Raw genomic sequence first — 21,881 nt, 5'->3', positions numbered from 1 at the left:
AGGCTGGGAGCCTCAAGTCGCCACGAAATATTAGGTGGGCGCGCCGATGTTGGTCAGCACGGCCTGCGCAGGCGGGAAGTAGCACTGCAGAACCTGATCCGTGTACACGCCGAAATCTTTCCGGCGCGTAATCTGCGGATACACGATCTGGTGGTAGTCCGCGCGGCACAGGACGCGATTCAACTGATCGACGCCCGGCAGTTCATACGGAAGACTGTCCGTCTCGAACAGGATGGTGCCCGGGGGCACGTCCGGGTGCAGCTCGATCGCGACCTCCTCGGACCCGCCCATGGCGAACGGATTCGTGTAGCCGCGCACCTTGGCGCTCAGCAGGACCCCGCGCTGGTCGCTGTTCCAGGTGAAGCGCTGCGTGCTGGAACTGGTGCCCAGCAGGCCCAGGGTACGGAAGCTGTTCAGCTCCCGGCCACTCACCAGCATGCGCGTGGGGCTCATGCGATGCGTGTTCCAGTACCACAGCAGCACCGCGTCGATCTCCTTGATGCCACCGGCACCATCGGAGGTCAGAGGCGTGCCCAGGCCGCCGGCGCCGTTCGGCATCGTGTACCAGTAGGCACCGCTGCCGCTCGCCGCCACCAGGCCGAAGTAGCCGTCGTGGACCAGCTGGTTCTGGCTGCGGTCGTTGGTCAGCAGGTCCGCGGGCAGGGCGGGCTCGGTGCCGGCCGGGAAGTTCAGCAGCTTCGTCGCGCTGTTGGTCGTCACGTCCATGAGGTACATGGTCGAGGCGTTGGCGCCCATGAACCAGGCGTAGGCCACGGCGCCCTTCACGGGCGTGCAGCTGGCGCTGACCAGCGTGCTGCCCGCGCTGGCGGTCAGGTTCACCGCGGCCGAGGCCATCGAGAAGCCGCCGCCGAAGGTGTCGGTCGCGCCATTGCCCGTGGTGCGGGTCAGCAGCGCCACGACTTCACCCGCCTTGGCGCGGTTGTAGCCCTCGAGGGTAAGCGCGCAGACGCGCACATTGACGACCGTGGTGTTGGCGATGTTGCCGCCCGTCGTCTGCGCGATCGCCAGACCGACCGGCTGACCCAGGCCCCAGGTGCCCAGGCCGCCGAGCAGCACGCGCTCCTCGCCGATCATCAGGGCATTCAGGTTGGACTGCACCGCGCGGGCCTCGGGGTCATCGAACCCGTTGGCGGCGCGCTGCGCCTCGGCCGTCACGTAGCTGTCGATGCCCAGCGTGCGGAAGGAGGCCATGTACTCCTTGACCGACACGGCCTGGATCTGACCGCGGTTGCCTTCGGACACGCCGATGGAGGCACGGCCGGTGTTGACCCCGGTGATGGCACGCCAGTTCGCCTGGATGCCGGTGCCGCCGCCGACGCGCGGCAGGCGGTTCCGGATGGGGGTCAGCTTCGGGTAGAACAGCTTCGCCGGGGCTTCCAGGCTGAAGGCCGTCAGGCCCGTGAGCTGGTTGCCGCTCTGGACGAAGGTCTTCTGCAGGTTGTCGCCCGTGGCCGCCTTGGACAGGGCTTCGCGCAGAGCGTCCATCGCTTCTGCGGAGATCTGATTGGGATTCATTTCCGATGACGCTCGAGCCCCCTCGGGGGGCCAACGCCGCCTCGTCCCTAGGCGTGGAATACGGGACGTAAGCTGGCCGCAAGGGCCACGACACCGGATGCGAAAATGCCCCAGGAGCCATCTGCTACCTAGGGCATTTCAGAGTATCAGCACGCGGTCTAGAGGAAATCAGACCGCGAAATGAGATTTAATTCGCGGCGGGCAGCTCGATCGGCGGGGCCCGGAGTGCCAGGAAGACCGCGGCGCGCTCACGTTCGGTGGGCGACATCTTCGCCAGCTCCTCCAGCGTCTTTTCGTTGGCCGTCTTCGCCAGCGGCTCACCACCGCCATCGGCCGCCTTGGAGACAGGCACGACCCGGGCAGCGGGCGCATTCGCCGGCAGGACAGGCGGCGCCTGGAGCACAGGGGCAGGGGCGGGCGCGGGGGCTGCAGCCGGGCGGGCCTTGGCCAGGAAGGCGGCGGCCGTTTTCGCCAGTTCGCCGGTCTTGGCCGCCAGGGCCATTTCGGGCTCGCGGGCCTTGGGCTTCTTCTTGCCCTCGTCTCCCTCCTTGCCGGTGGGCGGCGCGGACCCGGGCTTGGCGTCGGCCTCGGCGCCGGGCTTGTCGCCGTCGCCTTCATCACCCTTGGCGGGCGGTTCCTTCTCGCCAGTGGGTGCGCCCTCGTCCTCGCCCTCACCCGCACCATCCTCGGGCTCGAGTTCGCTGTCCTCACCCTCACCCTCGTCCTCGCCTTCCTCGGCCGCATGCAGCTGGGCCAGGTGGTCGGCGTGAGTCGTGATCAGCGCGCCGGCTTCGGCGATCTGGGAAAGCATCTGCTGGACATCCTCCGGCAGCTCCTGGCCACCGGCCTCCAGCACCGCACCGGCCGTGGTCATGGTGGCCACGCCCATGCGGGCCATGTTCATGATGGGGTTGTCGTCGCCACCGCCCTCGGCGGCACCTTCACCCTCGCCAGCGCCATCGCCAGCACCTTCGCCGCCGCCCGGTTCACCACCGCCATCCCCACCCTCGGCCTCTTCGAAGGCCTTCAGCAGGCGGTCGGTATCGACGCCCAGCAGCGCCAGCGCGGCCAGCGCCTCGTCCTGACCCTCCTGGGTCGCCTCGACCGGATCGCGCAGCCAGCGCATGCCGTCCTCGGCCAGGGAGTGCTTCAGCAGCTGCTCACCACCATCGAAGGCCACCTTGAACAGGCCCAGGCCCTCGCTGCGGGCTTCGTCCTCGCTGCCCGCCGGCGCGGCCTGCTCGGCGGCCATGAGGTTCAGCGCCACGCCCGCGATGTTCAGGCCGCACTTCAGCAGCTCCATCTTGCCGTCATCCGGCTTCGCGCCGCCCTTCATCAGGACGTAGCCGCCGTCCTCGACCACACCCACCGCCTTCACCATCTCGTCGAAGGTGCGGCCCAGGGTGCCGACATGGTCGGTCTGCTCGGGGGGCGAGACCACCAGGCCGGCGGCGCGGCCGGCGAACTGGTCGATGCTCTTGGCCAGCTGGTCGGCGGCATCGGTGGCGCCGCTCGCGACGATCTCGCTCGCGCTCGTCTTCAGCGCACCGATCAGGGTCTGGAAGTTCATGTGTCTGTCCTCTTTCCGAAGGGCGCTCTGCCCCGATTGCCGCTTCAGCGCCGCGAGCCTTGCCAGCATGGTTGAAAGACGCCTCTTCCTGGCAAGTGCCCGTGTGGCGGGCACTGCGAGGTCAGTGGCGGTGAGGCCGGAGAAGGCCCCGGCGGATTGCGTGAAGGTCACAGCTCCACTCCGAATCTCTCGCGGGCGATCTTCGCGGCGCGGCCGAACAGCTCCTCACCGGCCAGGCTGCCTGCGGTGCCGAGGGCGATGGCCCCGGGCACGCTGGCAGTGGCAAGGCCGGCGAAGCCGCCCAGGAACCCGCCGATACCCCGGCCGACTTCCTCGGCGCCGTCCCGCTGCGGCTGCTCGTAGGAGCCCGGTGCCTTCTCGCCCCGGGCGTCATAGGTCTTCCTGCCAGCGGCCTCGCCCGCTGCCGCGCCACCCACGCCACCCGCCACGCTGGCCAGCATGCCCAGCACGAAGCGGCCAGCGGTGCCGCCCAGCTTGATGCCCTTGGGGGCGTAGCGGTTGAACAGCTCCCAGGCCGCCTGACTGCCGACCGTGCCGCCGACCGTGGCGCCCAGGCGCACAGGCTCGAAGTAGCCGCGCTCGTCCTTGGCCGGCGGGGCGCCGGGCGCAGGGCGGCGCTGCGGGCCTGCGTCGGCCTCCTCACGGGCCGCACGCCCGCCGCCGCGCGGGGCGAACTCGCCCCCCTGACCGTCGCCCTTGCCGTGGCGGCTGATCTTCGCCTCATCGAAGCGGCGCGGCGCGGCGGCGCGAGCCTCGTCCAGGGCCTTGGCCAGTGGCCCGCCCGCCGCCTTGGCGAAGGGGTTCTTCGTGGGGCGGTTCGGCAGGCTGGCCGTCATCACGCTCCAGGTCTGCTCAGCCGCCAGTCGGCGCGCCTCGGCCGCGCTGTGGGTGCCGCGCAGCTCGTCGCGGAAGCTGTTGAACAGCGTCGCCGCTTCCTCGGTCAGGCGGTCGTTGTAGGCCATGAGCCGCTCGGTATCGGCATCAGGGCGGCCCCCGCGCGAGGACGCGCCGCGCCGCGACAACTCATTCCTGTACCGGGGGCGGAGATCCGCCTCGAGGCGCGAGAGGGTCTCGTCATCAAGCTCGCCGTGGGTGCGCGGGCTCGGGGCAGGGGCGTGTGTTGCAGGAGGCGTGCCCGGTGCGCTCTTGCTCATGCGGCGATCGATGATGCTGTCGATGCTGCTGTAGTTGCTGACCTGCCCCTTCTGGGAGGCCTTGCCGCCCAGCAGCCGCATGGCGCGGCGCAGGGCCTTGGCCTGCTCTGCGTCCTGGGGCGCAGGCAGGGTGCCGGCGAGCCCGCTCAGCTTGTCCTGCAGCGCCTTGGCGTCGAGGTTGTCGTTCAGGCGGCTGCCCGTGCCGAACAGCCCCTTATCGCCCACCAGCGCCTGGCGCATCTGATTGATGGTCAGGATCCGGCCCGGCTCACCCATGAGCTGGCCCAGGGCGCGGTAGAAGTCGCCGGCATGGGCGCCGACATTGTTGCCGATCTTCTCGGCTACCCGCTCCATCGAGGTCTTGAACTGGTCCCGGGTCGCCATGAGCGTGCGGGCGTCGTCCTTCGAGAGGGTGTTCTGCCCCCCGGTATGCTGGAAGGTCTCGCCGCCGATCTCCTCGCGCTTCACGGCGTCGCCGGACTTCAGCTTCCCGAACAGGGCGCTGGCGCGCGCCGCGGCTCCACCCTCGCCGCCGGCATTGCCACCGCCACCGCCTCCGCCGTCTCCGGAGGGGCCGCGATTGAACTGGCGGGTGATGTCGTCCACGGCGGCGCCGGTGGTGATCGGGATCTCGCTGCCATCGGCGCGCGTGATGCGCCCGGTGACGAAGGTCTCCTTGCCGTCCTTGCCCTTCAGGGTGATGCCCGTCAGCACCGCCTCGTTGGCGGCGCCCGGGTTGTAGATCCGGAAGAAGGCACCCGTGTTCTTGCGCGCGCTGTCGGCGGCGGAGAGCGGGTCATCCCGGAAGCGGCCCAGGCCACGCCAGTTGAGGTTCACACGGCCATCGGCCGAGTAGTCCAGCACGCCGGCGGCTGCACCGGCGGTCAGAATGGCGCCCTTGTTGCGCTTTGCCCAGTTCCAGGCGCCGCCTTCGCGCGTCGTCGTGCCCGTCGGGCCTTTGACCTGCTGCCCCAGCACCCAGCGCTCCACCTTGGCGCGGGCGTTGCGCGCGGCGGTGCCCCAATTGGCCGGGCCATCGCCCAGGAGGCGATTCACATAGGCGCTGGCGCCGCCGCGCAGCATGCGCACGTCGCGCTGCATGCTCTCCATGTAGGGAGCGATGCGGGCCGCCACTGCCTCCACCTGCCGCTGCACAGGGCCGCTGGTGCGGGTGCCGCTGATTCGGGCGGTCTCGGTGGCGACATCGTCCACCAGCTGGCGCACCCGGGCGCCGCGCTTCATGGCCTCGTCCACCAGGCGGGTGTTCTCCGCCAGCAGCGCGCGCTTCGTGGCGTCGTCGCGCAGCTCCTTCAGCCGGGCTGGGGAGGGCAGCCCCTCGAGGAAGCTGCCCTGCTTGAAGGGGTTGCGGGGGCGCAGCGCGTCGCGCACCTCGTCGCTGGCCTCGGCCAGGGCGCTGTGGAAGCCGCCGCCGGCCGGGTCGAGGCGGGACGCGTGGTTCGCGGTGCGCTCGGCGCGCGCGCTGGCCTCCTTGGCCCCCGCCAGCGCCTTGTCGGCGCGCACCAGCTCATTCTCGGCGGCGGTGATGGCGTCGGCGTGCGCTGCGCGCGCCGCCTTCGTCTTGTGGGTGGCGGCATCGATGGCGTTCAGGTCGTCCAGGGCCTTCGCGGCCTTGGTCTTCTTCGCAGCCAGCTCGCGAACCTTGGCAACCGCCTTGTCGGCGCCCTCGATCGCAGAGACGCGCTGCGTCTCCCAGGCCGTCACCCGGCCTGCGAACGCGGTGCGCTCCTCGTCCACGGCGCTGCGGATGGCCTTGAGGTCGCCCTGCTTCGCCTTAGGCAGCTTGCCGATGGCTTGGTCCAGGCTGCCGGTGCTGTTCCATGTGTCGAAGAAGGCCCGGCGCACATCACGCGGGTTGTCGACACCATCCCACCAGCTGGGCTTCCCGCGCGCCGGCAGGCGCATCAGCCCCTCGATCTGGCTGCGCTCGACATCGTCCAGCGCCTTCGCGCCCCATGCGGCGGGGCCCTGGCGCGCGGCGACCGTCAGCGCCTCGATGGGCTTGGTTGCCGCCGCGATCGCGGCTTGGCGCCGCGTGCGGTTGGCCTTGCTGCCATACAGCCGCGCCAGCTCACCCGACGCGCTGCGCGCCTCGATCGCCTCGGCTCGGGTCATGGTGGCGCCCTTGGTCCGGGCCTCCATGCGCGCGGCCAGCATGTCGGACAGGTTGCGGCGATCCCCGGCTCCGCTGTCCAGCGCGCGGTTGGCGGCGGCAGCCTGCTCGGGCGTCGGCGTGCCTCGACCGGTGGCCGCGCGGCGGTCCACACCCTCCAGTCGGGTGCGCATGGCGTCGAACACGCCGTCCGAACTCTTCACCTTCCCGGTGGCCGGCGCCTCGAATGCGGCGGTGGCGCGGCGCTGGGCCTCCCGGGCGAAATTGCCCACGGCGCGGCGGCCTGCCAGCAGGCCAGCAGCAGCACCAGCGACACCCGCGACGCCAGTGATGACGGCCTTCTCCTTCGAGGTGAATTTGCCGTCCTCGTCGCGGTAGAACACGCGTGGGCCGAGGCTGGCCGCAGCCCAGGCGGCCGTGCCGGCGGCACCGGCACCAGCAGCGGCGGCAGCGGCCTGGGTGCCCACGCGCCCGAAGGTGCCGAGGTTGTGGCGCTTTACGCGGTTCGCGGCGATGCCGGCGGGGCCGCTGATGGCCTGCCGCGCCTGCACCAGGGGCGAGGCGCTGGGGGAGAAGCCGGTCAGGGCGCGGCGCGCGGCGCCGGTCAGGCTGGCAAGCTTCCAGCGCTTGGCGAGATCTTCCACGGTGTTGGCCTTGTTCACGGTGCGGCCGCCCACCGCGCTGTCGATGGCGGGGCCGATAGCCTGGCCGGTGCCGTAGGCGAGAGGGGCGAAGATGGCGCCAGGGAAGGCGGCGGCCGTCAGCGCCGCGCCCACGCGGCCCCCGATCTTGGTGCGGAGGATCTTGCTGGAGCGGAGAAAGCGCTCGGCAGCGGTCTTGGTAGGCTGGGCCGCGATCCGCGCTACCTTCTTGTCTGAATAGCGCCGAACAAGCTTTGCCGGCACCAGGGCCCCGTCTTCATACAGGGCGTTATAGGCGCGGGAGGCCTGCTTCAGCCCCTTGCTGGCAATGTTCTCGCGGCCGAGGGTCGCAGCACGGGCCGCCAGGCGCAGCGCATCCAGGCTGTTCGGCAGGTTCAGCTTCGGCTTGCGGCCGAACTTGGCGGTGGCGCCATCGACCGCGGCACTCGCCAGCGACGCTGCCGCCAGCGCGCCAGGAAGGAACTGGCCATAGCGCGTCTCGGGGATGACGGTCTGGTTGGCCGCCTCATAGCCGGCGTTCTGCTCACGCAGCTGCCGATGCTGGAAGGGCGTGGCGACATCCCGATAGAACCGGCCCTGGCCGGACATGTCGGGAGCACCACTGCGCGCGAAGCGGCCGTTGGACTCACGGGGCTGATCGTCGTCCGCCTTGGCCAGCAGCAGGCGATCCACCGCCTTCATCCCGGCCGCCATGGGCTCCGCACCCCTGGCGCGCGCGGCGAAGGCCTTCTTCAGCTCCTCGAGGCGCACCTTCTGGGTGCCGGGCGTCTGGTTGTGGCGCATTACCCGCATGCGCAGGTCGCCAATCAGCTCTGGGGTCCAGCGGCAACGCGCCATCAGGTTTCCTCCGGGGGGATCACCAGCGGGTTACGGAAGGCGCTGTTGAGCGCGGCAGGGGTGGGCGCCAGGCGGGGTAGGTTCTGCCCGGCCGCGACCTTGGCCAGGGTCTGGACCACGAAGGCCTGGCCGGGATCGGTGGCCGGTGGCGCCGGGGACTTGCGCTCGAAGACCGGCATCAGTGCAGCGGCCTCGCCGCGCAGATAGCGGTGCCGCCCTTCCGGAGGACATCCTCGAAGGTGCGGGGGCGCGGGGCGGCCTTCAGCACCTCCTCGAAACTGCGGAAGGCGGGCAGCGGCAGGATCTCGTCGAACGACCGCGCGCGGCCCTTCAGCAGCAGGTCGGCCACTGCGCCGTCGGCCTTCTCCAGCCGGATGATGCGGGCGCCGGGGATGCAGGGGTTGTCGACCAGCGAGATCTCGGTGAGGCGCGGCGTGTACTTCGTCAGGCCGGTGCTCTCGTCCTTCCACTTCCTGGCGTAGCCGCCTCCGATGGACAGACCGGTGAAGCAGCCCTCGAGGCACATCTTCCAGGCCTCGTCCGACACGACCTTGCAGACCACATCGACGGCCTCGTTGGCGTCGTCGAAGCTCATGTCCACGATCTTGCCGGCGACGCTCTTGGGATCGTGCTGGACGCGGAGGTTGCCTTTCGACAGGCCGCCCGAGGCCTCCTCGATGCCGCGCGACCATTCCTCGAAGGCGGGCTTGGCGGTGGCATAGTCCAGCATCTCGCCGGAACGGTCGGGTTCGGAGGTGGCGGCGCGGGCGTAAACCAGCCTGCGCTCCTCATCCACCTTCAGCAGGCTCAGCAGCATGATGGTCTCCCTTACTTCTGGGTTGCGGGCTGGGCGGCCACGCCGAGACTGGGGGCGCGCGGCTTCGCGCCCATGACGCCTGCGCTCTTGGCGCTCGGCTGCTTCGACCGCCATGCCGTCCAGCCGCTGACCTTCTTCGCAGCGCTGGCCAGGCCAGTCGGCTTCGCGGCGGCGCCTGGGGCCACGGTGGCCGAGGCGCGCAGGAGGTTGGTGGCGACGCGGGTGCCGGCGCGGACAATGGGGGGCAGGGCCACCCGGGCCAGGCCCAGGAACTTCTGCAGCTCCTCTTCCTGGCCGGCCTTCGCGAGTTGCTCGGCATGGGCGCGCTGGGCGAGGGGCAGGGCGGCGATGGCCTTCTGGTGGTTCGGCTGTTGCGCGACTTTGGGGTGAGCCGGTGCGACATCCGCCGACGCCGCCGGCGCCATCTTGCTCAGCGCTGCGCCCAGCGGCTTCAGGCGCCGGGCTGCCCTCGTCTCGTCGACGGTCGCCTCTCCGGCCTTCACCGCCTTCTCCATCGCCTCCCGCTTCGCCAACGCATCCACGGCGGCGAAGCAGGCCTTGGCCAGCGGCGTGCAGCCCTCGGGTGGCACAATGGGCTCCCCCGAGTTCCAGCGGCGGCCGGCGGCCTCCACCTGGCGGTAGGCATTCGTCATGGCCGCATCGCGCTCCGGGCCTTCCCGGTACGCGGTGATGGCCGCCTCGATGCCTGCGATTTCCTCGGCGCTGAAGTTCAGCATGGAAGCCCCCGACTGACTTCCACCGTCATGGTCGCGGGTTTTCAGAAAGCGCAAACGGTCTGCGAAGGGCTATCTTGCCGGATCGTCGCGCGACTTAGGGAACAGCCGCCTCGAGCTGCTCACCCTCCAGCGGCACCCGCCACACCATCTGCTGCAGCAGCGAGGCCACGCCTTCCTTCGCCAGCCGGATGACCTCATTGCGGTCCTGGATCACGTCCAGGGTCGCGATGTCGATCTTCAGCTGGAACTGCTGGATCCCGTGATCTGCCTGCATGAGGCGGATGCTCATGCGCGGCGTCGTCAATTCCTTCGGCATCACACAGCCTCTGCGGTCATGGGGCGGCGGAGATCGGCGCGCGGCACCAGGCGGAAGCCCATGGTGCAGCGGCAGCCGATGGTGAGGTGCGCGGGCGCCATCGGGTCGCGCGGGTATCGGATGCTGTGCATCTGGCCGTCGCTGCTCCGCACAAGGAAGGCAGTTTCGAGGCCGGTCACGCTCTGGCCGTTCAGGTGCACGTGCTCATCGCGCGTGCGCCCGTCCTCCGTGGCCAGCCACGTCTTCTCGACATCGAGGGTGCTGTCGCTCTCCAGCATCGCCTTGACCTGGGCAAGGCTGCCCTCCGTCGCGGCGCGCAGCCCCTCGGTGCGAGCGATGCTGGTGGCGCGGTAGGCCAGCGTGCGCCTGGAATAGGCGTCTACCATCCGCTCCACCTGATCCTCGCTCAGGGGGGCGCCGTCCGCGATCGCGCGGCGCAGGGTGCTGTCGAACCGGGCGTCCCGGAGGTTCCGGTTCAGGGCATTGGGGTTCAGCTCGCGCAGCTGCATCCGATAGGACTGCACCCAGGCGACCTGGCCGGGCGCGAGGCCGATGCTCTGGCGCACCAGCCGGGCCTGCTCGGGGATGCTGGCGCCTGTCATAGCGCCCAGGCGCAGCGCGGTGCGGACCGCCTCCCGCGACTGGTCGGTCAGGTTCCGGATGAGATCCAGCTCGTACCCGCGCAGGTACTGCTCCACGCGGGGATTCCGGGCGTCGAAGTTGAAGGCGATGGTGCGGCGCGGGTCGCCGCCGGTCATGGGCGCCTGGGTGCTGTCGCCGTCCATGTTCGGCTGCACGCTCTCGGCTGCCAGCCGGAAGACATCGGCGGCGGGCTCCAGCGCCTCCTGGATTCCTGCGCTGGCATCCGCCGTCGAAGGATCCTGGCCCCAGGCACGGAACAGGCTCGCCAGCCGGGTGGCCAGGCTGCCGACCAGCGCCGTGGTGCCGCGCGGGGCAGCCTTTGCCAGTTTTTCCACCGAATTGGCCTTGCGCCACGCGGCGAAACCGCCCAGCGCCGCGCCGAGCGCGCCTGCGGCAGCACCAGTGACCCTCACGCGGCCCGGCATCCGGGCCAGGATGGCCTTTGCCCGGCCAATGCCGGCGGCGCGGCTCGCGGCAGCGCGCTGGGCGACACGGGCGCGCAGGTTGCCCGCCGCGTATTCGGTGCCCTCTCGGATATCGGCGCCCATCTCGCGCCGCCAGGAAGCGCTCAGCTCCGCTCCCGGCCAGGCGCGCGGCACCTTGCGGGTATGGCTGCGCACCGTAGCGCCCTGCGTGGGCTCCACCCGGACGCCACGCTTCTTGCCGCGGACAGAGGGCACGGGTTCTCCCTCTGGCAACTGGCCCACCTCGTGGAGGACGCGCCGCGCCCGGCCCAGATCCACCTTCTGCCGGCGGCTCATGGTGTCGTTTGATGCGAGCCCCTCGGCCATGGCCTCTCGGTGGCTGTCCAGGATCGCCTTCGCGGCTTCCACGCGCGGGCTGCTGGCGCCATCAGCGGCTGCCTGCGTGGCCCGGCCACGTGATGAGGCCCATCCCTCGGTGGCTTTGATCTTCCGGTCATGAGGGCGGGCCGCCGCGCGGTCGAACCCCTCCACCTTCACGCGCCTGTTGCGGGGCGTGGCCTTCAGGCGGTCAATGGTGCCGCGCCAGCGCTCCCGGGCCGCCTGAAGCGCGTCATCCAGCTGGGCCGGTCCCAGGGGCGCGCCGTCATCGACGAACTCCATCTCGAAGCGCGTGAGCTTCCGCCCGTCCTGCACCACGCTCTTGATCGGGTCCAGCCGGTCTGCGGTGTTGCGATAGCCCGGGACAGGGCGCTCGCCAGCGCGCAGGGTGGCGAGATCCCGGGCTGCCTCCGCGCTGCGCCGCTCGAGGAAGGCGCGGTACTTCGGCACCACGTCCCCCGCGCGGGCACGTGCCGCCTGGCGCTGGCCGCGTTCCTCGACCTTCTCACCCAGGCGCTTGCCCCAGGCCTCCTGCCGAGCGCCGCGCTCATTGCCCTGTCGCACGGCCTTGGCCGCGCGGCTGCGCTCCACGATGCGGGCCACGGCTGCCGCAGCGCCACCGGCGGCCGCGGCCCCGGTCACCGCGCCAGCACCGGCCGCCGCCTTCTCCCACCGGGAACGCGCGGCCTCGCGGCGCTGCTTCAGCTCCGCCTCCGAGAGGGGCAGCCCGGGCGCGCGCTTCTCCATCAGGCCTCCCAGCCCACCGGCACGATGAGCCCGGAGCCGGCCCACCAGTCTGCAGGGGCCTCCTTAACCAGGGTGCTGTGCCGCTCGAAGCGTCGCTTGGTCTCGCCCGCCGCTGCGCCGCGCGTCGCCACGCGGTGGGTGCGGCCGTCAGCGAAGGCCTCCCCGTACTGGCGGCGGATGGAGGCCCAGGTCTCGGCGTGCTGCTCGCGCAGCGGATTCGAGATCTGCCGGCGGGCGCGCCACATGAATGGCTCGAGCCCCTGCAGCTTTTCCTTCGCCTCGGGCGTCAGCTTGAAGTCCTTCACCCGGATCAGGCCGATATCGTGCAGGGCCAGCATGCGGGCGTGGTTGAAGGCCATCTTGATGGCTTCGGCGTCGTTGCGGCGGCTGGCGGGGATGGTGCTCAGCTTCTTACGAGCCCGGTCGCCGTCCACGCCCTCCGCCACGATGCGGTCACGCATGTCGCGGCTGGTGGCCGAGGCCCAGCGGCCCAGGGCCACGAAGTCCTCGGTCTTCATGCCGTCCGGCACCTGCGGGCGGCGGGACAGCGCCTGGTACATCCTGCCGCCGTCCTGGGCGGGTGGCGCGTCATGCCCCCACTCGCTGCCGTCATAGTTGTGGCGCCAAGTAGGGGCGAGGGTGGTGGAGGCCTGCACCTTCATGCCGCGCGCAAGGCCGAGGCGCTCGCCACTCCACGGCTTCTTGGGCGCGGCCTCGCCGTCTCCCCGGGTGCTGGCATTGGCCCAGCGGGCCCGGGCGGCCTCCACGCGCTGATTGCGCTCGGCGTCGGAAAGCGGCTGGCCCGCCTGGCGTTTCGACAGCGCCGAGGGTCTGATCTCAAGTTCGATCAGCTTCCGGCGCTTGAGCCCCTCCAGATGCTTAGACCACCGCTGAGCGTATTGCCCAACCTCTGCCGGGCTCCAATCCTTCACCGCTTTCTCCCGCAATGCGCCTTGTGCCTCCCCCGACAATTTGAGGACTTCAGAGGCTACGTCGCTGAGCTCTCCCAAGCCGTCGCGATACACATCGCCGCCAACCCACTTGAAGCGTGCAGTGCTTCCGTCGGGCTGAACCACCACGCCGCGCTGGCCGAAGAGCAAGTCAGTGGCCGATGGCAGGGCGGGATGGGGGTGGTTGTGCCATGCGGAGGAATCAGGGCGGCGGCTCTCGCCTCGCACGACATCCAGCAGGGTGATCGCAGCGACACTTTCTTTGCCGCCCAAGTTGTCCATGGTCACCCGGCCACTTCTGTCGCGGACGATAAGGCGCTCGCGCATCGTGCGGGCGCCAAAGTCACGCAGGACGGAGGCGGTCTGCTTGTCGGAAAGCGTCGCGCCTTCAAGGTCGGGATCGCCTGAGATCTCTCGCGCAAGGAAGCGCCCAGCCGGGATGGCGGCTGTAAGTGCAGCACCCAGAAGCGCGGGACGGGGTCGGCGAAAGGCCAGTCCTGCTACACCCGCGCCGATGGCACCTGCGATTGCCGCGTGTTGTGCCTGCCTGCCGTAACGGCTCCAGCGTGCTTTCGCAGCCTCGCGACGCTGTTCGATCTGGGCCTCAGAAAGCTGGCTCATGCGAAGCCTCCCGGCCGGATGACAATGGGATCGCCGGCAGTCGGATGCTCGGGTTCGCCGCGCCGCTCCAGCCAGGTCACGTCCCACATCACCTTGGTGTCGGCCTGCCGCAGCACGCGCCGGGTGGCGCATCTGCTGCATTCCTCGTGGTGATGGGCATGGTCGAAGTGCTTCCAGCTCTGCACCCAATGATGCGCACAAGCCGCCATGTTCAATACCCTCCGGCGCGTTGCAGGAGCTCGCTCACGCCTGGCACCGGCTTGGTGCGGGACAGCGCGGCGCCGAGCGCCCCCATGGATCGCGCCGGACCTCGGGGGCCAGCCCCGTTCCCCATTGGCCCACCGGGCCCGGCGCCGCCTGCCTGCCCGGGGGCGGCTGGCGATTGGATTCCGAGTTGCGCCAGCAGCTCCGGTGGCGCCCCGGCCAGGGGATCGTCACCGGCGGCGGCGTCGAACGCCATTGGCGCCGGCGGCAGGTTGGTGCCGACATCGATCGCCTGCTTCACCTGATCCAAGGTCATGAACCCCATGGGCCCCAGGCCGAAGATCATGGGCGGCAGGCCCACGGGGTCGAGCCCGCGCTGAGCACGGATGTCGTCGATGGAGATGATGCCCGAGCGCATGTCCGACTGCTCGCGCGCCGTCTTCTCCGCGGCCGAGAGGTTCTCGCTGTCGTCCCACACCAGCTCGAGGCCGTCTTCCTCCCAGAACTCCCGGATTTCGATATCCATGATGTTCTTGAAGCCGGTCAGGAACGGACCCAAGCCCTCGGCCATGGCGGCGTCGTACTGAGTCTCGGCCGTGGCCCGGTTCGTTTCCTTGACGAAGGGGAAGGGCGGTAGGCTGAAGGCGTAGCAGATGATGCGGGCGAGCCACTCGTCGAAGGGCCCGAACAGCTGGGCCTCCTGGTTCAGCATGATGGGCTGCCCGGTGCCGGCGGGCACGAACCAGCCCCTCCGCTTTGACCCTGGCATCGACATCAGCTGGTCGAAGATGCCCTGGAAATCCCTGATCTGCTGCGGCGTCCAGTTCTGCGGCGTGCTCAGCAGCATGTCCGGGATGTTGCCCTCGGAGTAGTGTCCCACCTGCTTGGTGACGCGGGCAATGCCGAGCGTGGCAGTGCGTACCACCTGCTCGACCTCGGACATGCCGTAGATCTTGTTGCTGCGGACGTTGCGCGCCCAATAGGTCAGCTCGTTGCGCGTGTAGTGGTTGACGACCGTGCCATTGCGGATCTGGACATAGGCCGGGCTGGGATGGAGGGGCTTCCGGCCCGTGACGTCGAGAAGGGGCTGGATGGTCGCCGGGTCGATGATCTCGAGCGCGTAGGGCCGGCCATCCGGATGCCGGCGGCGGTACAGGCAAACGCCGTCCAGGACGAAAGCATCGTCGGCGATGGCGCTGATCCACTGGTCCCATGTCAGGTCGCCATCCGGCCGCAGCATGCATTCCTGCAGCGCGGTGCAGCGGGCGATCAGCTTCTCGTCCTTGACGGGGCGCCGGCGCTCACCGGGCTTCACCTTCGGCTGGATGGACCATCCCAGCTTCCGCAGCTGGTCCTTGCGGGTCTGGATGGCCAGGCGGAGAAGGTCGAAGTTCTCGGCCAGATTGCGCAGCGTCTCGAAGGTGACGCCTTCTAGGGAGCGGCCTTGCTGCAGGTTGTTGACGCCAGGCTGGTAGGCGAAGCGCAGGCCCACCAGGTCGTTATTTGGCATCGGGATCGGCCGCACCGGCTTGCCGGGGTCCATCCACGCATAGGGCTGATCGAAGGTCGGCTCGACCGCCTGGGGCGCCGAGACGGGCCTCTGCGGGGCATCGCGGATGGTGGAGTTGGGGCCGAAGACGGAACGCAGGCCACGGGTGGCGGCCGCGATGAACCCCGAGGGGATCTTGCTCATCACCGCCAACGGGCTGTTGCGGGTCTGCACCGCCGAGGTCGGCCCGACTTGCTTATCCATGGCTTACTCCGACCAACGCGGCAGAGGTGCCGCTTCATTGGCATGGTCGGAGGTTTGGCGCGGCGTCTAGCCGGTAAGCGGCTCCGCCCGCAGGATGGTGGCCTGGGCCGCGGCGTGGGGTGAGCGGGAGCCCTGGCAGATGAACTTGCCGTCCAGCTCCGCCACCAATCTCGCCTCGGTCTTGATCGCTTCGCCTGCCATGATCGCGGCGATCACCTCGGCGGGCACGCCAGACATCTTCCAGACGGCGGTCAGCACCTTGGGGCAGATCGGCTTGTAGAGCAGGTTCCGCAGCACCTGGCGCACTTCAGGCGGCAGGGCGTCGAAGGCCGCCATATCGGCGCGGGCGCCGGCTTCCTCGGCTACAGTTCGACTTGCAAGGATCCTCGGCCCCTCAGCTTCGAGGGCACGATTTCGTTGGCGGCGGAGCCTTCGAGGTGCACGGAGGGGCAATGGGTCACACCCTTGCTGGCGAGATGCTGCGCGATGAGGTCTGCCTGCTCTTGCTCGCTCAACCGCGGCGCGGATGCAAGTCGGCTCCGGTGAGCCACGGCTGAGAGCCATTCCAGGCGCCGGTCGGCGGCATGGGCGGCGGGGCTATGGTGCGAGGCCAGGACGGTGCGGGGGCCGCCTGTGCGGTTGTCCCGCACGACCATGATACGGTTGGTGTCCGCGATGTAGCGAACATCCTCGAGCGACCGGCCCATGCGCTTTGCAATCTCGCCCAATGGCAGCCGGCGCCTTGCGAGTGCCTTCAGGCGGTGAAGCGTGGCTTCATCATAGGTGACCGCGACTACCACATAGGGCGCGTCCGGTAGCGCAGCGTTCGTCATCAGGCATTCCCCATCTCTGGCGACACGAAGCAGCGGGGGACTGGCGGCAGGATGAACACGTCGCCGCCATCGACCACGTAGGACGATCCGCCTTGGCGGATGACCATACTGCCCTGGCGGTGCCGCGGCGCTGGCCCTCGCAAAGAGAACACGGCCGGCGTTCTGGCGGGCCAAAACAGGCAAAGTGGCTGATCTTCGGCAGGAAGAATGTCGAGCTTTTCTAGGCGCATCTTCTCATCACGGGTTCGTGGGTGCCGATCATTCTCATATCAGGATTTTAGAGCGCACAATAGGACCAATGTCGTAGCGAGTCCGGAATGGTCGGCAATGTCGCCTACTGGAGTTTGATGCTCATTCATAATGATGACGGCCGGTCGCCGCCTGTGCGTGCGTTGTCGGCCCTTTGTCGGGCTGTGGTCATGTTCCCTATTGGTTCTCTGCTTGCCCACGGGAAGGGACGCACTCCCCAACCAGACAGAACGGTAACATTTTACGGTTTTTTGCGGCTTAGGTGGGCCAAGCCCATCCCAGAGTCATCGTCCGCCATTTTAATGTGTCTCGGCGGGGGGAGACGGCTGGATGGTAAGCTGCAGCAAAGGTTGAGTTTACCCACAGGGATTTGATCAGCCATTTGAGGGAGTTGAATATGTTCCTCAACAGGCTGCTGCGAGATGCCGGCTGATCGTCCTGCGCAACCTTGCGAGATAATGTGTTCCGTTTATGTTCCGTACTATGGCAGCGAACTACCATCGACCGAAGCCGATAGACCCTCTGGGGTGGAGGCGGGATCTTTTGGTTTCGCTGCTGTGTCGCTGTAGCCACACCCGGCGTGCACGGATCCAGGAATGGATCGTCAGATTTGGGCTTGATACGGATATGAATCTATCGGAGTTCTACCACCGGCTGACATGCTCTCGGTGCAGGGCGCGGGGTCCGACCATGAGCTTTCCCGAGAAAGGCGGGCCGCCGATCCTGGGAGCGCACGTGAAGCTGGCGTCGCCCGAGGCCGAGAGGTAGCGTCTGGGCATGTGGACATGCCGACACTGCGGCCTGGAAATCATGTTCCGGGCGGTGGATCCCGAGATCGATGAGGAGGGGTGCTTCTTCCTCTGCCCCGGCTGCCAGGCGCGCAACGCGCTGGTGAATATCGGCAGAGGTGGGGAGGCTGACCCGGTGGCGTTGGCGCAGCCGCCTGAGGAGCCGGAGGCCGAAGGCGCGTCCTGATGCGCCCTGGGCTCAGTCGCAGCGAAGCGCGTCCCTCAGATCCAGCTTAGTGCCGATGCGGCTGCGATAGCTGCTGATGGTCTCGGCACCCGGCCGCCCCTTGGCATGGCCGGTCACCTTCCAGGGCTTGCAGAGCTTGCAGCCGGCCCGGCGGTTGCGGGCTCGGCCGCGCTTGTGGTGGGCCATTGCATCCTCCGGGCGCGGGCGTGATGGCCCGCCAGGGTTGGTGGTGTCCCAGGGACTTGAACCCCGAACCATCCCCTTAGGACGGGGCTCCTCTATCCAGTTGAGCTAGGGCACCAGAACTTGCGCTGCGTGCCGGGCTTGATACCGGCTGGGCCGCTTCGTTCGGCTCCCGAGGGCCTACCCGCCGCCCTACAGCTTCGCACGTCCTTCCGTGCCGCCGCAGCGCGCCCTGAATAGCAGAAGCGCCCGGGCCGTTTCCAGCCCGAGCGCTCTGATGCCCCTGGTCAGCCACTCGCTTCCCATCCCGGCTTGGGGTCGGAGGGGCGCGGTGGAGCGGCCCAATGGACCTCCCGCACCATCTCCTACTGCCTCACGGGCCCGAGCCTTGTCCGCTGCGGGGCAACCGTCCTTCAATGCTGCTCTCGCTCCGCAAGCATCTTAAGCTCAGCCCATCCAATCTCATGTCCGGAGGGCGACCTTATCTCCACAGTCTCGTCACTCCGCATGAGCGCATCGACTGCCGCCCATGCTTCGGCCGCACTTTCATAGGTTTTGGTGCTCTTACCCGTGTGCGCCACATAAGCTTTCGACCAGAAAGTCACAACGAACGCCATCGAAGCCTCCACGCCTGTAGGTGGAAGTTCTAATACAATGGAAACTGGGACGGGAGCAGTGGCTAGGGCGGCAGGAATCGAACCTGCGCTGCTGGTTTTGGAGACCAGAACTCTACCACTGAGCTACGCCCCAACTGGCGGAAAGCAGAGGTCTCGAACCCCAAGCCTTTCGGCTCCAACCGCTTAGCAAGCGGCGCCACGCCCTGCGCGGTCTTCTTTCCGGCGGAAGGTGAAGGAGTCGAACCCTCAACCTTGCGGTAGGCACGGTTTTCGAGACCGCTTGCCAGCCAACCCAGCGCCACCTTCCATGATGGAAGCATGGTCGAACCACTCGGCTGCATGGCAACCCCCGCCCACCATTTTGTTGACGCCGACAAAATGGTCGTCACCCGCCCCCATAAACCCCCTGCGACACATGCTCCGACCCAGGATCATGGCTGTCCGTGCCCTGGGCCTCGCGCAGCATCTGGGCATAGGCCTGCAGGATGTTGTCCGCGCCCCCGAACAGCGCGCTGTAGGCGCCGGCCGCCGCGTCCAGCCAGTCGTCATGGGCGGCGGCGGGGAAGGTGCACAGCTCCTCGAGGAAGGCGTCGTTCCACTCCCCACGCACCAGGATGACGTTGCCCGCCTGGGCGGCCGAGGCCAGGCCGCGGGCTCGCTCGGCCTTGTCGCCGGTCTCCCGCTCGAACTCGGTGGCGATGGGCGCCAGGAAGGCCTGCTGCTGCTGCATGCGCGCGACGCCCGCCGCGCCTGGATCCTGGGGCAGGATGAGGCGGCAGCTGTTCCCGTCCTGACTGGCCATGGCCTGGATGGCGAGATCCACATTGAAGGGCGTCTCCCGCAGTCGGTTGGCGTGCAGGATGTACACCCGCCCGAACTGGTCGCGCCCCATCTTCACCGAGGCGGTGTAATCGGGGTCGGTGCCAGACTTCGGCACCGTGGCCGCGAGATCCCAGCGCCGCACCGTGCCGCCCTGCAGCACCTCGGCCGGGGCCATGGCCTCGATGCGGAACCAGTGGCGCTTGAAGATGCCACCGTCGCGCGGGGCTGGGCGCTGCTGCAGCTGGCCGGCCACCGCATAGGCGCCCAGGTTGGCCTTGTATCGGGACAGGGCATTGCGCTGCACCCAGCGCGCTGGGTGCAGCACCTCCCCATCGACCTTGCGGGGGTCCAAGGGGTGCCGATCCGGATGGTCGGCCTCGAACTCCATGGGGAGCACGACCTTGTGGTAGCCCAGGCGGATGCACTCGCCGGCCAGGTCGTTCACATGGGTCCGCTGCTGGATCACCATCTTCACGCCATAGGCCTGGTCGTTCAGGCGTGACGGGATGGCCTCACGCCACCAGGACGTGACTTTCTCGCGGTCGGCCTCCTGCTCGACCTTCTTCACATGGTTCATGTCGTCGCCGAGGATGAAGTCGGCGCCGTGGCCCGTGACCTGGCCGCCCGGGGTCGCGCAGAAGCGGTGCCCGCCGGCCGTGGTCTCGTAATAGGTCTTGTTGTCCTGGTCGCCCTCGATCGCGACGCCCGGGTGATCCTCGCCCGTGCTGAGCTTGCCGCGGTACGGCGAGGCGGGGCCCCAGCGGGCCTGATACCAGTCGCTCTTCACCAGGCGGCGGGTCTTCACCGCGTCGCGGGTGGCGAGCTTCATCTCGTAGGACGCGGTGATGAACTTGGCGGCCGGGTGCCAGGTCCACACCCAGGCCACGAACAGCACGGAGACGAGCTGGCTCTTCAGGGAGCGCGGCGGGATGCAGATGACCATTTCCCGCACCTCGCGGCGCGCGGCCTTCTCCATCTCGTCGCAGATCAGGTCCAGGTGCCAGTTCCAGGACAGGACCGCAGGGTCCACCTCGCTCCAGGCCATCTTCACGAAGGCCTTGAAGGATTCCTGGCCCAGCTGCGCCTCGAGCTTCACGCGCGGCGAGGCAGTCCGGCTGCGGAAGCGCTGCAGTCGGGCATGATTCACGGCAGAGGGGAGGCCGTGAGGGGTCATGCGGTGGCGAGGATGCTTTCTTCGACGCGCAGCATGTGGCCGCCGGGGACGACCCGCTTCAGGGCTTCTTGCTGCCACCAGGTGTCCACGCGGTCGCGCGCTTCCCCTCGCTCGGCGCCCGGGTAGGCGAAAGGATAGATGCAATCTGCGATCGCCACATCGACACGCAGGCCACTTATGGCGCTCCGGACACCAACCGCTCGGCGATAGCCGCCGGCCCTGTTCTCGGTGAAGGCCAAGTTGGATGTCGCGAAAGGAACGATGCCCTCACCCCAGCGCCGGCGGTACCACACGCTGCGCAGCAGCTCTCGGGTGAGGCGGGCGTCCGCATGAGCCGCCCTTTCGGAAACGCCGACGGTCATCAGGCGTGCGGCCGGTGCCCAGGTCCAGATCCACGCCGGCAGCAGAACGCTCATCAGCATGGTCTTTCCACAGCGCGCCGTGGGGCAGGCGATAAGGCAGGGCGTACCCGGCTCGTGGAGAGCCTGCTCAATCTGCTCGCTCATGCTCTCGAGGACGTTGCCCCACTCGAGCGGCGCCACCACCACCTGCGGCCATGCCTCCCGCACGAACAGCTGCAGCGACCCCTTGGCCGGCGGCTCAGGTAGCATCGTCTTCTCCTTCATCGGGGCGCACGTCGATGACACGGCGCGGGGGCATGGGGATAGGGGCACGGCGGCTTGTCCCCTCGAGAATATTGATGGCGTCCAGCAGCTGGGCCTTCTCCTCGGTGGAGAGGCTGTCGATGTCGTCTCCCTCGGCCCCGAGCCCATCCAGGGCGCCGCTCTCGCTCTCGTACTTATGGCGGTCGTTCAGCCCGTCGAGCTCGAGGCGCAGCACGCCGGCCTCCGAGATCCGCAGCGTGTTGGTCAGGGAGGTGATGGAGGCGACGATCGCCGGGATGCCGTCATTCTTCCCTGGCAGCAGGGTGGACAGGGCCTGCATCTTCTTCGTCAACCCCACCTGGTCGTCGTCCTTTGGGGTGGTCAGCGCCACCTGCACCAGATGCACCAGTCGCTCGGCCAGCCCGGCCATGCGCTCGTTCCGCTCCTTCAGCCGCTCCAGCGCCACCTGCCGGATGGCTGCCGCGTCGAGGATAGGGCGCAGGGAGGCGGGGAGGGTCTCACGCAGCGCGTCGCCCTGGGCGCGGATAGCCTCGGGCGGCCGGTAGCCGGGAAGGGGGGGAGGGGCAGGGGTCTGGGCTATCCGATCCCGGTGCTGCGCCTCCTCATCCAGGCTCGCCTTCTTTGCCGCCTGCCTGTCGATGGACCAGGTGAGGTTCCGCTTCTTCAGCTGCCCATGGATGAGCGCGCGCGAGATCCCGTACTCCCGCGCCAGGGAGCTGATGGTCGCCTGGGGCACGCCTTCCTGGGGCTCCGCGAACAGCTTCGCGATCAGCGCTTCCCAGTCCTCGGGCGTCATCTTCGGAGGCGTCTGCATGATGATGGCAGCATGGTCGAAGGCGCTGGCACCCTGACAAGGGTCTGTGACAGGTGGTGTTGCACCTGGAGGTGTCAGGTGTTGCAG

General features: G+C 68.8%; 18 protein-coding genes and 4 tRNA genes. 1 reads left to right on the top strand and 21 read right to left on the bottom strand.

The features are described 5' to 3' along the window. Window positions 1-30: 30 nt before the first annotated feature. The 13 genes from EOD42_RS14080 to EOD42_RS14010 form a co-directional block, all read right to left on the bottom strand. Window positions 31-1,506: a hypothetical protein gene (locus EOD42_RS14080; RefSeq protein WP_127788170.1), complete on the bottom strand. Its 1,476-nt coding sequence runs from the start codon at window positions 1,504-1,506 to the stop codon at window positions 31-33. Window positions 1,507-1,723: 217 nt separating this feature from the next. After that, window positions 1,724-3,106 (bottom strand): hypothetical protein, encoded by a 1,383-nt coding sequence (locus EOD42_RS25985; RefSeq protein ID WP_164867943.1) that lies wholly within the window; start codon window positions 3,104-3,106, stop codon window positions 1,724-1,726. Window positions 3,107-3,273: 167 nt separating this feature from the next. Beyond that, the gene (locus tag EOD42_RS25980; RefSeq protein ID WP_164867942.1) at window positions 3,274-7,911 is read right to left on the bottom strand and encodes a hypothetical protein; all 4,638 of its coding nucleotides are present in this window, start codon (window positions 7,909-7,911) and stop codon (window positions 3,274-3,276) included. Continuing rightward, entirely contained in the window at window positions 7,911-8,090 is a 180-nt protein-coding gene (locus EOD42_RS14055) for a hypothetical protein (RefSeq protein WP_127788166.1), read from the bottom strand. The genes EOD42_RS25980 and EOD42_RS14055 overlap by 1 nt, the downstream gene beginning before the upstream one ends. Continuing rightward, window positions 8,090-8,728: a hypothetical protein gene (locus tag EOD42_RS14050; RefSeq protein ID WP_127788165.1), complete on the bottom strand. Its 639-nt coding sequence runs from the start codon at window positions 8,726-8,728 to the stop codon at window positions 8,090-8,092. Before EOD42_RS14050 ends, EOD42_RS14055 begins: the two co-directional genes overlap by 1 nt. Before the next feature lie 11 nt (window positions 8,729-8,739). Continuing rightward, window positions 8,740-9,465, bottom strand: coding sequence for a hypothetical protein (locus tag EOD42_RS14045; protein ID WP_127788164.1), 726 nt, complete (start codon window positions 9,463-9,465; stop codon window positions 8,740-8,742). A 94-nt stretch (window positions 9,466-9,559) separates the two neighbouring features. Next, window positions 9,560-9,754: a hypothetical protein gene (locus tag EOD42_RS14040; RefSeq protein ID WP_127788163.1), complete on the bottom strand. Its 195-nt coding sequence runs from the start codon at window positions 9,752-9,754 to the stop codon at window positions 9,560-9,562. Window positions 9,755-9,780: 26 nt separating this feature from the next. Then, the gene (locus EOD42_RS14035; RefSeq protein WP_127788162.1) at window positions 9,781-11,973 is read right to left on the bottom strand and encodes a phage minor head protein; all 2,193 of its coding nucleotides are present in this window, start codon (window positions 11,971-11,973) and stop codon (window positions 9,781-9,783) included. Beyond that, a complete protein-coding gene (locus tag EOD42_RS14030) occupies window positions 11,973-13,544 on the bottom strand; it encodes a hypothetical protein (protein WP_127788161.1) in 1,572 nt (523 codons plus the stop codon). The genes EOD42_RS14035 and EOD42_RS14030 overlap by 1 nt, the downstream gene beginning before the upstream one ends. Beyond that, window positions 13,541-13,753, bottom strand: coding sequence for a hypothetical protein (locus EOD42_RS14025; RefSeq protein ID WP_127788160.1), 213 nt, complete (start codon window positions 13,751-13,753; stop codon window positions 13,541-13,543). The genes EOD42_RS14030 and EOD42_RS14025 overlap by 4 nt, the downstream gene beginning before the upstream one ends. 2 nt (window positions 13,754-13,755) lie before the next feature. Then, window positions 13,756-15,501, bottom strand: a complete 1,746-nt coding sequence (locus tag EOD42_RS14020) for a phage portal protein (RefSeq protein WP_127788159.1) — start codon at window positions 15,499-15,501, stop codon at window positions 13,756-13,758. A gap of 66 nt (window positions 15,502-15,567) precedes the next feature. Then, complete coding sequence (locus EOD42_RS14015) at window positions 15,568-15,837, bottom strand: hypothetical protein (RefSeq protein ID WP_127788158.1); 270 nt, start codon at window positions 15,835-15,837, stop codon at window positions 15,568-15,570. A 26-nt stretch (window positions 15,838-15,863) separates the two neighbouring features. Next, the gene (locus EOD42_RS14010; RefSeq protein ID WP_127788157.1) at window positions 15,864-16,334 is read right to left on the bottom strand and encodes a hypothetical protein; all 471 of its coding nucleotides are present in this window, start codon (window positions 16,332-16,334) and stop codon (window positions 15,864-15,866) included. 1,071 nt (window positions 16,335-17,405) lie between these two features. Between EOD42_RS14010 and EOD42_RS14005 the strand changes: the two genes are divergently transcribed. Beyond that, on the top strand, window positions 17,406-17,558 hold the full coding sequence (locus EOD42_RS14005) for a hypothetical protein (protein WP_206020355.1): 153 nt from the start codon (window positions 17,406-17,408) through the stop codon (window positions 17,556-17,558). Window positions 17,559-17,570: 12 nt separating this feature from the next. Here EOD42_RS14005 and EOD42_RS25975 read toward each other — a convergent pair whose 3' ends face one another. The 8 genes from EOD42_RS25975 to EOD42_RS13980 all read right to left on the bottom strand — a co-directional run bounded on the left by EOD42_RS25975 (window position 17,571) and on the right by EOD42_RS13980 (window position 21,794). Beyond that, window positions 17,571-17,744 (bottom strand): hypothetical protein, encoded by a 174-nt coding sequence (locus EOD42_RS25975; RefSeq protein ID WP_164867907.1) that lies wholly within the window; start codon window positions 17,742-17,744, stop codon window positions 17,571-17,573. 38 nt (window positions 17,745-17,782) lie between these two features. Then, a tRNA-Arg gene (locus EOD42_RS14000) sits at window positions 17,783-17,859 on the bottom strand. Between the two features lie 558 nt (window positions 17,860-18,417). Further along, window positions 18,418-18,491 (bottom strand) — tRNA-Trp (locus EOD42_RS13995). A gap of 2 nt (window positions 18,492-18,493) precedes the next feature. After that, a tRNA-Ser gene (locus EOD42_RS25970) sits at window positions 18,494-18,579 on the bottom strand. 2 nt (window positions 18,580-18,581) lie between these two features. After that, window positions 18,582-18,665, bottom strand: a tRNA-Ser gene (locus EOD42_RS25965). Between the two features lie 78 nt (window positions 18,666-18,743). After that, window positions 18,744-20,327: a phage terminase large subunit gene (terL, locus tag EOD42_RS13990; protein ID WP_164867941.1), complete on the bottom strand. Its 1,584-nt coding sequence runs from the start codon at window positions 20,325-20,327 to the stop codon at window positions 18,744-18,746. A gap of 23 nt (window positions 20,328-20,350) precedes the next feature. Then, window positions 20,351-20,980 carry a hypothetical protein gene (locus EOD42_RS13985; protein WP_127788154.1) on the bottom strand — a complete coding sequence of 210 codons (630 nt, stop codon included), beginning with the start codon at window positions 20,978-20,980 and terminating at the stop codon, window positions 20,351-20,353. Further along, window positions 20,955-21,794, bottom strand: a complete 840-nt coding sequence (locus tag EOD42_RS13980; protein WP_127788153.1) for a helix-turn-helix domain-containing protein — start codon at window positions 21,792-21,794, stop codon at window positions 20,955-20,957. The genes EOD42_RS13985 and EOD42_RS13980 overlap by 26 nt, the downstream gene beginning before the upstream one ends. Window positions 21,795-21,881: the final 87 nt, after the last annotated feature.

The sequence above is a fragment of the Rhodovarius crocodyli genome (assembly GCF_004005855.1).
In the GTDB taxonomy this organism is placed as follows: Bacteria; Pseudomonadota; Alphaproteobacteria; order Acetobacterales; family Acetobacteraceae; genus Rhodovarius; species Rhodovarius crocodyli.
Note: the sequence above shows the minus strand (reverse complement) of the source record. Positions and strands in the feature narration are given on the sequence as shown.

Bases quoted from the DNA above. Each gene is read 5' to 3' on its own strand.
- EOD42_RS14080 (WP_127788170.1), bottom strand. From the start codon at position 1,506: ATGGACGCTCTGCGCGAAGCCCTGTCCAAGGCGGCCACGGGCGACAAC.
- EOD42_RS25985 (WP_164867943.1), bottom strand. From the start codon at position 3,106: ATGAACTTCCAGACCCTGATCGGTGCGCTGAAGACGAGCGCGAGCGAG.
- EOD42_RS25980 (WP_164867942.1), bottom strand. From the start codon at position 7,911: ATGGCGCGTTGCCGCTGGACCCCAGAGCTGATTGGCGACCTGCGCATG.
- EOD42_RS14055 (WP_127788166.1), bottom strand. From the start codon at position 8,090: ATGCCGGTCTTCGAGCGCAAGTCCCCGGCGCCACCGGCCACCGATCCC.
- EOD42_RS14050 (WP_127788165.1), bottom strand. From the start codon at position 8,728: ATGCTGCTGAGCCTGCTGAAGGTGGATGAGGAGCGCAGGCTGGTTTAC.
- EOD42_RS14045 (WP_127788164.1), bottom strand. From the start codon at position 9,465: ATGCTGAACTTCAGCGCCGAGGAAATCGCAGGCATCGAGGCGGCCATC.
- EOD42_RS14040 (WP_127788163.1), bottom strand. From the start codon at position 9,754: ATGAGCATCCGCCTCATGCAGGCAGATCACGGGATCCAGCAGTTCCAG.
- EOD42_RS14035 (WP_127788162.1), bottom strand. From the start codon at position 11,973: ATGGAGAAGCGCGCGCCCGGGCTGCCCCTCTCGGAGGCGGAGCTGAAG.
- EOD42_RS14030 (WP_127788161.1), bottom strand. From the start codon at position 13,544: ATGAGCCAGCTTTCTGAGGCCCAGATCGAACAGCGTCGCGAGGCTGCG.
- EOD42_RS14025 (WP_127788160.1), bottom strand. From the start codon at position 13,753: ATGGCGGCTTGTGCGCATCATTGGGTGCAGAGCTGGAAGCACTTCGAC.
- EOD42_RS14020 (WP_127788159.1), bottom strand. From the start codon at position 15,501: ATGGATAAGCAAGTCGGGCCGACCTCGGCGGTGCAGACCCGCAACAGC.
- EOD42_RS14015 (WP_127788158.1), bottom strand. From the start codon at position 15,837: ATGGCGGCCTTCGACGCCCTGCCGCCTGAAGTGCGCCAGGTGCTGCGG.
- EOD42_RS14010 (WP_127788157.1), bottom strand. From the start codon at position 16,334: ATGACGAACGCTGCGCTACCGGACGCGCCCTATGTGGTAGTCGCGGTC.
- EOD42_RS25975 (WP_164867907.1), bottom strand. From the start codon at position 17,744: ATGGCCCACCACAAGCGCGGCCGAGCCCGCAACCGCCGGGCCGGCTGC.
- EOD42_RS13985 (WP_127788154.1), bottom strand. From the start codon at position 20,980: ATGAAGGAGAAGACGATGCTACCTGAGCCGCCGGCCAAGGGGTCGCTG.
- EOD42_RS13980 (WP_127788153.1), bottom strand. From the start codon at position 21,794: ATGCAGACGCCTCCGAAGATGACGCCCGAGGACTGGGAAGCGCTGATC.